Raw genomic sequence first — 14129 nt, 5'->3', positions numbered from 1 at the left:
CGAAGGGAGTGTTTAGTTTAGAGTTTCAGTGATCACGGTATCAATCACATGAATAACACCGTTAGTAGTGTAAATGTCGGTAGTTACCACGTTTGCCCCTTGTACTTGCAGCGCAACTTGCGGCAGTGACACTTTCCACCATAAATTATTTACGCCGTCACCTTTACTTTCACCCGGTGCCATATCTTGCGCATAATAATATAACGGGCGTCCCATAAAGGCTGCTTGTTTAGTACCATCTGCTCTGGTAATCACGCTCAAACCTTGAATGTTATCCACCATACCATCATCGACTAATACTGGCGGCCAAGCGTCTTTGCAATCATCTACGCAAGTACTTGTCGATTGCCCTAAGTCGTTATCGAAAACATACAGAGTATTTCCGGCGTTTGATGAACCTGCCCCGCCTACAAGCATTTGCATTTCGGCGTTATAAGCAACTTCGTCACTTGCTGTATTGGATGTGCTGGCATAATTAACTAAATCTACGCTGACATCTTCCATCGCTAGCGTGTTTACTGTTTTACCATTAGCTGCGTAGGCACTAACAGAGCCAATTTCGCCGTCAATAACGTGTTGTAACAACACGTTTGTAAGAGCAGTATTGTCGCCTAGTAGCGCAGATAATGCGTCGTCAGGAATTTTATCAAACGCCGCGTTAGTGGGGGCAAAAACCGTGTACGTTTTGCTTTCATCAGCGAGTGCATCAACTAAGTTCGCCGCTTGTAATGCGCTGACGAGAGTTGAAAAATTAGGGTTATTTACCGCAACTTCTACAATATTTTGTGTTGGCTCGCCTTTCATTGATGGAGGTAAAATAACCTGATCAACAACATGAATAACACCGTTACTCGCTGCAACATTGGCAGCAGGCACTTTTGAGGCATTGATGTATAAGTCAGAGCCTGACAGTGACAAAGCGGCCATTTGCGTATTGGCCATTGTTACTTTGTTATCGTCGCTATTAGCAATTGCTACAGCTCCATCCGACATCACTTTCGCATCAGCAATAACGTGGTAGAGCAACACATTTTTCAGCGCTTCTGTATCGGCGAGTAGGGCATTTAATGTACTTTCAGGAAGTTGTGCAAATGCAGCATCTGTTGGTGCAAACACTGTGAATGTAGCCGATTCGTCCGCAAGTACGCCATCAAGTCCTGCAGCTGCTGCAGCGATTAATAAGGTATTAAATGATCCAGCTTGTGAAGCAACATCAACAATATTTCCTACAGGCTCAGGTACACTTACGTCACCCACAATTACCGCGTCAATTACATGAATGATGCCGTTGGAAGTATAAATATCTTCAGAAACAATCTTGGCACCACCAAACATTAAGCTGTCGGTTTGCGCATTGATAGAAATAGGCAAGGTAGCACCTGAAACTGTTTCAGCTTCCATACCATTTAGTGTATATGCGGTGATGGAATCGACTTCACCCATCACGACATGTTGCAGCAAGATATTACTCAAAACGTCGGTGTTGTTTAGCAAGGTATTAATGGTCTCTTCACCGAGCATAGCGAAGGCATCATCAGTAGGTGCAAAAACAGTGTACTGTTTTGATTCATCGGCTAAAACTGAGTCTAATCCAGCAGCTTGAAGTGCTGCTACTAACGTATTAAAAGACCCTGCAGCTACCGCCGTTTCAACAATATTTGCCGACGGCATGGTATTTTCTTTCGGTGGCATTAATACAGCATCAATTACATGAATAATACCGTTGTCAGCCATTATATCGGTTGCTGTAACAGTTACTGTATTGACCAGCAAATTATCACCGTCGAGCGATAAACCCACCGAATCACCGTTAACCATGGTTACTTTTGATCCTGCGCTTGATACGGCCGTTGCCGCATCGACTTTGTCCGCAATAACGTGGTATGTGAGGATGTCAGAAAGGGTGTTTGTATCGGCTAAAAGTGCGTCAACAGTGCCCTCAGGTAACAGCGCAAAAGCAGCGTCGGTAGGCGCAAATACGGTAAAGTTGGCATCAGCGTTTGCAAGCGTTTCGTCGAGCCCCGTTGCTTCAAGCGCAGCGACTAGCGTAGAAAAGTTGCCATTGCTCACTGCAACGTCGACCACTGTTGTTGGTGTGGCAACAGGCGTCGTTGGCGTTTCCACTTTATGATCGTCGTCATCGTCGTTACACCCAGTTACTACAAGCGTTGATGACACTAAAAGTGCTATTTTTAATAAATTTCTCACCTTGTTTATCCTTTTATTTTGATAATTAACTGGCGAGATTTTGTACGGGTTAAAAATTTAACTAGATCAAATTAATGTGAGCTTTCGGTTTTGTTAATCATTTTTAATGAATAAACTAAACGCAAGATGACCTACTATTTGATGTCAATTTGACGATTAAATTTTTGTAATCTTTCAGTTTGTTACTAGACTTATAAAGGAAAGGGCTGGCGTCAAAGATGTTCTTACTTGCAAGGAATGCGACATGCATAAAAATTTAATTAAAATTGCGATTGTTGACGACTCGAAAACCATGTTGTTAACGCTAAAAGCAATGCTCAATGGCCTCGGCTATCAAAATACCGAGACCTTCTCTTCCGCGCGTCTTGCATTTGACGAAATCAGAAAAGATAGTTCAGCTTATCACTGCGTATTAACTGATTTAAATATGCCTGAATTAGACGGTATGGCATTTATTAGGCAGTTAGGTGAAATTGGCTTTAATGGCGGTGTGGCAATTGTTTCAGAAATGGATGAACGTGTTATCTCGCTGGCCGCTGACCTTGCTAAAATTCATAAAGTCCGGCTTATTGGCAATTTGTCAAAGCCAGTTAGCGTTAAGCAAATTGAAATGGTGTTAGACCGGCTAAAAACACTCAATGTTGTTAAAATGCAAACCTTGCAATACCTCTCTGAACAAGAACTGATAGAAGCCATTGAAAACCAGCAAATTGAACCTTACTACCAACCTAAAATTAACAGCCAAACTAACCGCGTCGACAGTTTGGAAATTCTTGCAAGAATCGTAAAGCCTGGTCGTATTGACGCCATTTTGCCGCAACATTTTTTGCCGACTGCTGTATCACTTGGCATCGAAAATATTATTACCTTTCAGCTTGTTGAAAAAGCCGCACGGCATTATTGCGAGTTGCAGGTGATTTTTGACCACGATTTTAAACTGGCAATTAATTTATCACCCAAACAAATGCAAGATTCATTTTGCGCCGAGCAAATGGCGACCATCTTGTGTGTAAATGGTTTAGAGCCAAGCCAATTTATTATTGAAGTAACCGAAGAATATGCGTTGCGTACGCCTGAACAACTGGAAACGTTAAACCGCTTGCGCATGCATGGTTATGGTATTGCGCTTGATGACTTTGGTACGGGATTTACCAATTTAAATCAGTTAAGAACCTTGCCGTTTACCGAGATTAAAATAGACAGATGTTTTATTTCGAGCATTCGTGATGATAAATTTTCTCAGGTAATTGTTAAGTCGCTTATCGATATTGCAAAAGAGCAAAAGGTAGAGCTCGTTGCGGAAGGCGTCGAAGATATTGAAGACTTAGAATACTTGCGCCAAAGTGAAATTGGCATTTTGTTACAGGGCTTTTTTATCTGTCGGCCAAAACCCATTAATGAAGTTGTGCGTTGGTACAGCAAATGGAAACAAATCTCCGAAAAATCTATCTCTTAAAGACAAACTGCGTTAGTGTAAGTATGTAAATAGTAAACTAAAACGATTTTTAGTCTTTAAGGATGAAGCGCATGAAATACCGCATTCTCAGTACGTTGCTTGTACTAAGCTCATTTACTGCCACAGCAAACAATTCCGCTGATATCGCCAAAAAATTACAAAATCCTGTTGCCGATATGATCAGTGTGCCAGTGCAGTTTAATTACGACCCGAATATTGGCCTGGACGAGCAAGGTGAACGTTGGTTAACTAATGTTCAGCCTGTTGTACCGTACGATTTAAACGATGATTGGAATTTAATCTCTCGCACAATTATTCCCATAGTAAGTCAAGACTTTGGCTCGTTTCGTGAAGACGGCATTGGCGATATAGTTCAAAGCTTTTTCTTTTCACCTAAACAACAAACCGACAGCGGCTGGATTTGGGGGGCAGGGCCTGTTTTAATGTTTCCGAGTGCCTCTGAGCCTATGTTTGGTAGCGACAATTGGGGAATAGGCCCAACGGCGGTACTGCTTAAACAAAGTGATGGCTGGACTTTTGGTGCATTGGCAAATCATATTTGGGGTTTTGGTGCAGATAAGGACCAAGGCCAGGCGGATGTAAATGCAACTTTTATTCAACCATTTATTGGTTATACATGGCCAAGTGCAACCTCAGTATTCTTAAACAGCGAAACAACAATCGACTGGGAAAATGATGTAGAGTCGGTACCAATCAATTTGGTTGCCAGTCAAGTGATAACCATCGGCGATAATGTATTTAGCCTTGGTGCAGGCTTGCATTACTGGGCAAAAGGCCCAGAAAATGGGCCTGATGGAATGGGGGCGCGAATTATGATTACCTGGTTAATTCCGCAATAACCAATCTAAAAATTTAAACTTTTGCATGGTACGGTTAACGAATCACCATCCAGTGTTTCACTTTTTCATTTATGTAGCCGCTTTGTCGATACGCTTTATTGATTAAACCGCGGCTTCGCAATTCTTTTAAGCCCAGTTGCACACATGCAAATATTTCTGAGTTGCCCGCGGCTTTTGATACAACAAAATGCCTGCTACCGGGAAGCTTAACTTTCAATCCATGAATTGGTACAAAGGTTTCATTGTCTTGTGAAAAACTCAGGTCGTCGGTGTTGTAAAATGTTGCAAGCATAACATCACTTCGGCCTTTCATAATCATATCTGTCATTTGTGTAAATTGGCTTACGCTATCTAAATGAGCAAAACCAATTGCCGACATGATTCGCCAATCAATTTGCCAGTTTTTATTGGAAATTGCGTTTAGGCGTTGTAAGCCAAATTTGTCATTTACCTGACGTGCGCGTGTGTTATTTTGATGTACATAAAAACCTGCCTCGGCTTCACCATCACGTAATAACGGCCTTGAAATATAGAGATTATCTTTAATGGGCAGAGCGTCGCTTAGCCAAACTCCTGTAACGCTTAAATCAAGAAGTCCTTGTTCGAGCAGACGCAAGCGACGTTTATAGTGATCTGCTTGCACTAATTCAATGTTGCCACGAAATCCACCAAAGTGAAGCGCTTGTAACAACAATACTTGCTCAACAACATCGCGATACGCAAACTCGCCTGAGTAATCATCTATACTGCTAATTTCGCGACCCGCAATAAATTGTTCGACATGTTTTTGGCCTTCTAGCTGAACACCAATTCTAAGCGTTTCTTTTGCCCCAAGCGAACACGTATACACGATGCTTAAAACAAAAAACCAATATCGCATTTTAAATCCTTTAAAATTTAAACTACTCGTAATTCGAGTTGTATTTGATTAATTTATATCGTTTTTTGGTTAAGTTGGCTTAACTTCAGTTTATTTTTGAAAGGTTCATTAGGGAGGTAGAAAAGTCCCTGTGTAATAATTGCGCAATATACCTGTGCTTTGTTTAAATATCAATGTGTTGAAGGCTGATAATAACCTTATTTTCTACGCTCTTTTCGTTTCGTATTGCTGATTACTTGCGCGTTTTGTCGTTTTAGGGCAAAGTGAACCTACTTTTCTTATTGGAGCAAACGCCGACATGAACAACTAACTCCCCAAACAATTTTAACTTTCTGTTTAATGTTAGGGATTAGTAGGCGTTGCTTTGCCAATTTTTCACTGAAAATCAATATTGACGCTAAGTATTATTATGCTTAGACGTTTCTCGCAGGTGATGCTGATCCCTTTTACTTGGGTAAAAGGATGGTCTTATGCCACATATTTCGATTTCAAATTTTTCATACTGCGTAGCGCAAAAACACATTTTAAAAAACGTATCTCTGCAACTAACACGTGGCGTTTACGGCTTAGTGGGTAACAACGGTAGTGGTAAGTCGACACTTATAAACGCAATAGCAAAGCTTGATGGCTGCAATAACACGATTAAAGTCACTGGCAAAACCGCTATTTTTTCACAGCTCAATGCTATGCCAAATTGCTCGGTTGCAGGCTATTTGGGTATTGCCGATAAACTAAACGCGTTGTCGCGCATTAATGCGGGTAGCATCGACGTTAACGACTATCAAATGTTACAAGATGATTGGCATTGCGAACGAGATACAATAGCACTGTTAACGTCACTTGCATTACCAAAAGACCCGTTCATATCGTGTAATAAATTAAGCTATGGGCAGCTAGCTCGTTTAATGCTACATCGGTGCTTTAACAGTGATGCAGATATTATATTGTTGGATGAGCCAACCAATCACCTCGACCTAAATGCCAGAAAATGGTTAAGCGGTCAGATAACAGCCTTTAGGGGGATTGTGGTTATGGCAAGTCACGATGAAAATCTATTGGATCACAGCAATCGTACATTGCACTTAATTAATGGTACGGTAAATGAATACGGTGTTGGCTATCATGAATTTAAAGCACAGTTTAATGCGAAGCAAAAAGCACTGAGAGCGAAGCAAGAGTACATTAAACGCGAACAAACGCAATTTAAGCGCATTGCACAACTAAGCTTAGAAAAAGCACATCAGCGTGCGGCGCAGGGCAAGCAAAAAAGAGCATCGGGCAGTCAGCCTAAAGTGTTACTCGATAGTAAAAAAGAAGCTGCGTCCAAATCCCATAGTCGGCAAGTGAAATTGCAAAAAGCGCGTATTGATACATCAAATAAAATGTTGCGTGCGGTATGCGATGATCAGGTTTTAAACGAACCAGTCACATTCCACATGGCCGATATAAACACTCATAAAAATAAGGTACTGGTTAATATAAGCAACTGGCAATGTGAGTTTAATCATCATCCACCACTGAACGCTACCATTAAACATACAAGTCGCGTTTGGCTTCAAGGCCGTAATGGTTCAGGAAAATCTACCTTACTTAAAAACATAGCGAACCTGAGTAAGGCAAACTTAACAGTTAATAGTAATTGCGATGTGATTTATCTTGAACAAAATTGTCGCTGGCTCGATCAATACAGTGATGTACTGACCGCAATTATGGCTTTGACAACACAGATAAGTGAACAAACCGCGCGTACCTTACTTGCGTCAACAGGGTTTCGAGGTGATAGCGTTTTTTTACCTGTTGAATCACTAAGTGGCGGCGAAAAAATGAAGCTGGCGATGCTATGCGTAAGCCACGCAAAAAAAGACGCGTTATTGCTACTTGATGAACCAGATAATCATTTGGACATCGCTGCGAAAACTGCATTGGCGATTTCGTTAAAAAACTATCCAGGCGCGTTTATATTAGTGAGTCACGACACCCAGTTTGTTGAGCAAGTTGGGGTCAATATGCGCCTTGATATTAATTCTGGCCGTGCTATTGAAGAACACGAATAAACGTGTAAAGTTCAATAAGTTATCATTGTTAAATTTACCGCATTAAGGAGATGCAATGGAAAAGCATGATAGTGGCTTTGATGAAGCAAGTTATGATGATAAAGCGATCCGTTTTAGCCATACTGTTATTCGCTTTTGCGTAAAAATACTCGCAATTTTAATGACGTTGCTCATTATTTGGGGGGTGTTAGATGTTGTCTACGTGATGTACATGAAATTGAGTTCACCGCCTTATTTCTTACTATCAATTAGTGACATTCTTGCAGTGTTCAGCGCGTTTTTGGCTGTATTGATTGCAATTGAAATCTTTATCAACATTGTTATGTATCTGCGTGACGATGTAATACACGTTAACTTAGTAATCGCGACAGCATTAATGGCGATAGCGCGAAAAGTAATTGTACTCGACTTTACAAAACTCGCCCCTGAATACATTTGGAGCACAGCAGGCTTAGTACTTGCGCTTGGCGTTACCTATTGGTTGATTGCAGTAAAGGATAAGAAAAAAGCCAGCTTATTGTAACGTAATAACAGCTGGCTTCTCGTAGTGAAAGCGGCATATTTAAGTCGCTTTCACTCTTATCTATTTATGCGTAACGCTTTGGTTTTAAGATTTTCCGTTTTCAGCAAATTTTTCTAACGTTTCACCACTCATTCGATAGCCAATCCACTCATGCTGAGGCTCAGCGCCAAGTGATTCATAAAATTCACGTGATGGGGTATTCCAATCTAAGCAACTCCATTCAAAGCGGCCACACCCTTTTTCAACAGCAATTTGTGCTAAATGCTGAAGTAACGCGATGCCCGCGCCTTTGCCGCGGTATTCAGGTGATACGTACAAGTCTTCTAGATATAAACCTGGTTTTGCAAGCCAGGTTGAATAGTTGTAAAAGAATACGGCAAAGCCAATGGCGTGACCGTCTACTTCGCAAATTAAACCGTAAACACCAGAGTGCTCAGAAAACATGCTCTGTTTGATGGTCTCGGGCGTTGCTAATACTTCGTGCTCTGCCTTTTCGTATATTGCTAACTCTTTAATAAAGTGCAAAATTGTATCGACATCGCTTAGTGTTGCCGGGCGAATTGTTAAGCTCATTGAAACCTCATCGTTTAAACTTTTTTGCTAGTTTAAGATTAACGCGCTAATGAAACCAGTGCATAATAATCATAAATACATGAAAGGTGCTCATGGTATATGAATCTAAAACAGTTTGATCTGAATTTACTTATTTTATTTCATAAACTCTACGTAACGGGCTCGGTTAGCCAAGCCGCAGATGAGATGTGTATTAGCCAGTCTGCATTTAGTCACGCCTTAGCACGCTTAAGAAAAAGCCTGAACGATCCACTTTTTATTCGTGAAAACAATTATATGCAACCAACAGAGCGCGCGCACTTATTAGCTCAGCATACAGAAAAAGGGCTGCCGCTTATTGAACAAGGCTTAAGTAGTGTGACGCCTTTTGAACCGTTAACAAGCGAAAAAACCTTTCGTATTGCTGCAACCGACTTTTCAGAATTTTGTTTACTACCCAAATTGACCAAGCACTTTGCCACCGTTGCGCCTAAGGTTAAATTACAAGTGTTGCCTGCAAGCCCGTTGCCCGTTAAACAGCAATTATCACAAGGTGATTTGGATTTTGTCCTGGGCTTTCAACATCAAGATAGTGAAATGGAAGGCGTTAGGCACTTAACCTGGCTAAGTGATGAGTATGTGACTGTGACGTGTAAACATAATACGCATGTTCAGCATCAAATTACGCTCGAACAATTTTTGGCGCATAAGCATATTTTAATAGCACCGTGGGGTGAGAATGCCGGTGTGGTTGACCATGTGCTTGCAAGCTTAGATTTGACCCGTGAAATTGGCTGCCAACAGGCAAGTGTGTTGGTTGCGCCGTATTTAGTGCCTAACAGCGAATATGTACTAACTATGCCTAAACGCATAGCAACCTTAGTGGCTGATAAATTGCAATTACAGGTGCTTAAGCCACCAATTCATATTCCAAATTATCATTTACAGTTGTATTGGCATGTATCCAAATCAAATAATGCAGCAATTAATTGGTTTGTCGGTGAAGTTGAAACGTTATTTATTGAATCGTGATGTAATACCAATTCACTTAAGTAGCTGAACATCCTAGCGGGCTAAATATCATGCTAACTGCGTTAGAATTTATCAATGTAGAACAACTACATAAGAAAAATTCCGCCTTGTTACCATTTCATTTATCCAGCGCTATCTCTGATCACATACTTAACAGAATTGGTATAAGTCGCTATTCATCCTACCGGACTAAATGTCAGGCTAACTACGTTATAATTTAACATTGTAGAATAACTACATAAGAAAAATTCCGCTTTGTTACTATGTCATTTATCCAGCGCTATCTCTGATCACAGACTTAGTATAAGCTAAAAAGCCAGTCAGGGCTTCTGACTGGCATTTTTATTAAAGGCTAGTTTGAAATTGCGTATGAGATAACGCTTCTTCTGTTTCCATTTCGCCGCGGTGATCTTTTGCTATTTTTTCATAAAGTAGCGGCAGCACAACTAAAGTAAAGAAGGTACCAATCAACATTCCGGCAACCAAAATAATACCAATGCTATTGCGCGCTTCAGCGCCTGCGCCTGTTACGAGTACCAATGGGAAGTGACCGAGTACGGTTGCACCTGTGGTCATTAAAATTGGGCGTAAACGTGTTGCGGCAGCGCCTTTTACAGCGTCTAGTTTAGATTTACCTTCAAGCTGTAAATGATTCGCAAATTCAACAATTAAAATACCGTTCTTTGCAATCAATCCGATTAAGGTAATAAGGCCTATTTGGCTATAAATATTCACCGTAGTTAATGATAAAAATGGCAACATTAGAGCCCCTGCAAGTGCTAAAGGCGCGCAGCCAAGCAATACAACAAGCGGGTCACGGAAGCTATTAAATTGAATTGTCAGCAGGAAGTAAACCACAATCATTGACACTAATAGTACGCCAACCATGGTATTACCTTCTTTACGAAGTTGGCGTGATTCACCTGCATAATCAATAGAATAATGCTTTGGTAAAACGTCAGCTGCTATTTGTTCAATTGTGCTTAAACCTTGCTCTTTGGTGATATGAGGTAAAACACCCGCTAAAATTCGAAATGAACTTTGTTGGTTAAACGAGCCCAATACGCGCGGGCTGGTAAATGTGCGTAATGTTGCAAATGACGACACAGGAATAAGCTCGCCACTACCGGTGCGTATTTTCATATCGAGAATATTTTCAGGGTTATAGCGCTCATTATCGCCAACAATTGGGATCACGCGATAGGCTTTGCCATCTTTATTAAAATAGTTAACAAAGTTGTTCGACATTAAAATGCTCAGCTGATCATTCACCGATTGTAAATTTAACCCTAAATCAGCGATTAATTCGCGGTCGATTTCTAGTTCTGCCTGCGGTAAATCGATTTTTAAGTCGGTATTAATAAACATAAAGCTGCCGCTGGCGTTTGCTTTTGCAATAATCTCGTCGGCGTATTGCTTCATGGTTTCTGGCTTATCATTCGCGCGCAATACAACTTCAACGTCAAACTGTCCTGCGGTAGGCAATGACGCTGGCAGAATTGGGAACAAGCTTAAGCCCGTTACACTGCCAAGTCGACCGTAAAGGTCAAACAGTAAGTCGTGTACCGAGTTTTCGCGTTCTTCATATGGCGCAAGTTCAACGCCACCAAAACCGGCTGCGGCAGTAATAATTTGCCAGGTAAACTGACCACCTTCGGTCGCGTTCATTACCTCTGCGGTATCATTCATTTTACTTGAAGTATACGCCTGCGATGATTCAGGCGGCGCTTCAACAACTACTTGAATACTGCTTTGGTCTTCAATTGGCGCGAGCTCTTTTTGTGATAAAAGATAAAAAGGTGCCGACAACAATGAAAACACAATAGCGACGAAGAACACTTGAGCACGCCAGTTAAATAGGGTGTCTAATGCGTTAAAGTAGAAATTTTGTAACTTGTCAAAGTAGCTATTTACTTTTTTCGTCAGTTTACTTTCTTTACCACCTTCGGCGTTAACCCACGCACTCATAATGGGTGATAAAGTAACTGCAACAACACCGGAAATAAGTACAGCAATGGCGAGGGTAAACGCAAACTCTCTAAATAAGAAACCCGTTAAACCCGTTAAAAAGCCAATGGGGGCGTATACTGCCGCAAGCGTTAAGGTCATGGCGATTACCGGCACAAGCAATTGACGTGAACTAATGAGCGCCGCTTGCCAGCGAGGTCTGCCTTCTCGCATATGGCGTGCTACGTTTTCAACGACCACAATGGCATCATCTACTACAAGGCCAACGGATAACACAATTGCAAGAATTGTCAGCAGGTTAAGTGAAAAACCAACCACATAAATAACGGCAATCGCACCTAAAATTGAAATAGGAATGGTGATAAGTGGCACCATAGCCGTTCTAAATGAGCCCATCATGGCAAGAACCACAATGCCAACGAGCAGTACGGTTTCACCCAGCGTGGTAAAAATCTCTTTAATTGAGTCACGCATATAAAGCGTGCCATCGTAGCCAATTTCAATGTGCATACCGTTTGGTAATACTTCATTGATTTGATCTAGCTTTTTATAAAGTGCATCACCAATTACAATTTCGTTAGCGCCTGGCAGCGCCCAAACTGCTAAAAATACCGTATCGTGATCATCTAAACGCGCTGTTACCATGCCTTCGGCTTCGCCAATTTCGACGTTGGCGATCGTACCAAGACGAAGTTGCACACCGTCACTTTCTTTTACGATCAGGTTTTCAAAGTCAGCAACGCTTTTCAATGACGTATTAGCCATTAAATCAATGCGTTGACGGTTGTTTTCACTGTAGCCTAATGTTGCAATGGTGTTGTTAGCTTGCAGCGCTTGAAACACATCAACCGCACTCACGTTATAAACAGCGAGTTTATCGGTATCAAGCCAAATACGCATAGCGGGATCGCGACCGCCTTCAAGGGTTACTTTTTGCACGCCATCAATATCGCTCATTTGCGGCACAATGTTGCGGGTTAGGTAGTCACTTACTTCGCTACGCGGTAAACCTTGCGATTGCACATCCAGATAAAACACCGCGTACGGGCTATCGGCACGTACAATTTGAATTGCTGGATCTTCAGCGCCCGTTGGCAGTTCAAATTTGATTTGATTTAATTTAGTCGTGAGCTCTGCTAAAGCATCCGTAGTATTGTGGTTTAGTTCAAGCCACGCAGTTACTTTACTAAGGCCTGCTGTGGTAATTGAATCAACGTAGTCTACGCCAGGAACCGTAGAGGTGACACGCTCAATAGGCTCGGTAACATAGCCCTTTACAACATCGGCTGATGCACCAGTGTAAACGGTATTAATGACCAACGAGGCACTTTCAATTTTCGGATATTGTTGTACCGAGATTTTTTGCGCAGCGTTAATACCCGCGAGCACAATTAATACTGACAGTACAATTGCCAATACAGGTCGATTGACAAATATGTCCATAAAGGAGGGCTTGTTTTCGTGTAATGAACTCATTACAAGCCTCCAGTGTGCGTTGTGCTTTCAGCCGTTTCTGTGGTGTAAACCAAGAGGTTTTCTTTTAGTTTAAACGCACCTTCACTGGCAATAAACTCACCGGCATTTAAACCACTTAAGATTAATTGTTGGTCTTGGATTTTGTCGCCTAGCTCTACTTTAATTGGCTTGGCGCGCCAATTTTGTTTATCGTCTTTCTCTAATTTATAAACAAAATCACCGAAGTGGCTGCGTGTTACTGCATTGGTCGGTACTGCTACTGCGTCAATCACTTTAATTGGTACAAACACACTTACCATTTGGTTGTGATGTAACTGCTTATTTTGATTGTTTACAATGGCGCGATAGCTTTGCTGGCGTGAATTTATGTCGATATTTGGCGCAATAGCAATAAGTTCAGCTGTTAACGTGGCGTCTGACTTTTGCTGCTTTACTGGTGCAACGCGCAGGGCATCACCAATTGCTAAGCGTGGTAGCGTTTGTGGCACAGCAAAATCAATCCAAATATTATCATTTAAGCCAACCAAAGTGGTGATTTGGCTATTGACATCAAGTAACTGACCGACTTGATATTGTGTTAAGCCAACGCGACCAGCAAACGGCGCTTTAATGGTTTTTTTATTAATAACTGACGTTAAATTAGCCACTTCAGCGTTAGCGACATTGACATTTGCCAGCGCTTTATCCACTTCATCTTGGCTAATGCGCTTTTGCGATAACAACTTTTCAACACGCGATAGGGTTGATTCTGCAAGTGTAAGGCGTGCTTTAGCAGCACTTAAGTTGGCTTCTTCGATACTGGTATCAAGTTTTATAAGCAACTGATCTTTTTCAACTATATCACCTGGCTTAAAACCTACTTTGGTAATATTGCCAGCATATTCATTGCTTACGGTTAGTGTATTCGGTGCTTGCACTTGGCCAATAACTTTTACGGTTTTAATGTGCTGAGTTGGCTGTGCATAGGTACTTTTCACCGATGCGGAAGGTTCAGGAAATGATTCGGCAAAGGCAATCATTGCTTGAATTTGACTAAACTTGGCAAAGCCTAGTCCCGAGACAACAACAAGTATAAGGATAATGGCTGCGAGCCAGCGTTTAATTTTCATACTTTCTCCGT

Annotated in this window: 10 protein-coding genes; 5 read left to right on the top strand and 5 right to left on the bottom strand. The window is 41.5% G+C overall.

Annotated elements, in window-relative coordinates; all coding sequences use genetic code 11:
* Window positions 1-12 precede the first annotated feature (12 nt).
* Entirely contained in the window at window positions 13-2208 is a 2196-nt protein-coding gene (locus tag AC2IOM_RS16000) for a fasciclin domain-containing protein (RefSeq protein ID WP_486360396.1), read from the bottom strand.
* A 244-nt stretch (window positions 2209-2452) separates the two neighbouring features.
* Here AC2IOM_RS16000 and AC2IOM_RS15995 point away from each other — a divergent pair, with 244 nt between their 5' ends.
* Together AC2IOM_RS15995 and AC2IOM_RS15990 are read left to right on the top strand one after the other, a co-directional pair.
* Window positions 2453-3664, top strand: a complete 1212-nt coding sequence (locus tag AC2IOM_RS15995) for an EAL domain-containing response regulator (RefSeq protein WP_486360395.1) — start codon at window positions 2453-2455, stop codon at window positions 3662-3664.
* 71 nt (window positions 3665-3735) lie between these two features.
* On the top strand, window positions 3736-4524 hold the full coding sequence (locus AC2IOM_RS15990) for a transporter (RefSeq protein WP_486360394.1): 789 nt from the start codon (window positions 3736-3738) through the stop codon (window positions 4522-4524).
* A gap of 34 nt (window positions 4525-4558) precedes the next feature.
* Here AC2IOM_RS15990 and AC2IOM_RS15985 read toward each other — a convergent pair whose 3' ends face one another.
* Window positions 4559-5404, bottom strand: coding sequence for a hypothetical protein (locus AC2IOM_RS15985; RefSeq protein ID WP_486360393.1), 846 nt, complete (start codon window positions 5402-5404; stop codon window positions 4559-4561).
* 470 nt (window positions 5405-5874) lie between these two features.
* Between AC2IOM_RS15985 and AC2IOM_RS15980 the strand changes: the two genes are divergently transcribed.
* Window positions 5875-7458 (top strand): ATP-binding cassette domain-containing protein, encoded by a 1584-nt coding sequence (locus AC2IOM_RS15980; RefSeq protein ID WP_486360392.1) that lies wholly within the window; start codon window positions 5875-5877, stop codon window positions 7456-7458.
* Between the two features lie 55 nt (window positions 7459-7513).
* Window positions 7514-7981: a phosphate-starvation-inducible PsiE family protein gene (locus AC2IOM_RS15975; RefSeq protein ID WP_010558950.1), complete on the top strand. Its 468-nt coding sequence runs from the start codon at window positions 7514-7516 to the stop codon at window positions 7979-7981.
* Window positions 7982-8065: 84 nt separating this feature from the next.
* Here AC2IOM_RS15975 and AC2IOM_RS15970 read toward each other — a convergent pair whose 3' ends face one another.
* Window positions 8066-8554: a GNAT family N-acetyltransferase gene (locus AC2IOM_RS15970; protein WP_486360391.1), complete on the bottom strand. Its 489-nt coding sequence runs from the start codon at window positions 8552-8554 to the stop codon at window positions 8066-8068.
* A 99-nt stretch (window positions 8555-8653) separates the two neighbouring features.
* Here AC2IOM_RS15970 and AC2IOM_RS15965 point away from each other — a divergent pair, with 99 nt between their 5' ends.
* On the top strand, window positions 8654-9565 hold the full coding sequence (locus AC2IOM_RS15965) for a LysR family transcriptional regulator (RefSeq protein ID WP_486360390.1): 912 nt from the start codon (window positions 8654-8656) through the stop codon (window positions 9563-9565).
* 345 nt (window positions 9566-9910) lie between these two features.
* Here the strand turns inward: AC2IOM_RS15965 and AC2IOM_RS15960 are convergent, their stop codons facing one another.
* Both AC2IOM_RS15960 and AC2IOM_RS15955 read right to left on the bottom strand, forming a co-directional pair.
* Window positions 9911-13009 carry an efflux RND transporter permease subunit gene (locus tag AC2IOM_RS15960; RefSeq protein WP_010558953.1) on the bottom strand — a complete coding sequence of 1033 codons (3099 nt, stop codon included), beginning with the start codon at window positions 13007-13009 and terminating at the stop codon, window positions 9911-9913.
* A complete protein-coding gene (locus AC2IOM_RS15955; protein ID WP_486360389.1) occupies window positions 13009-14118 on the bottom strand; it encodes an efflux RND transporter periplasmic adaptor subunit in 1110 nt (369 codons plus the stop codon). The genes AC2IOM_RS15960 and AC2IOM_RS15955 overlap by 1 nt, the downstream gene beginning before the upstream one ends.
* Window positions 14119-14129 lie beyond the last annotated feature (11 nt).

Source organism: Pseudoalteromonas sp. NS-SX12, from assembly GCF_057367955.1.
The sequence above is the reverse complement of the archived record's forward strand: the minus strand, read 5'-3'. Positions and strand labels throughout refer to the sequence as shown.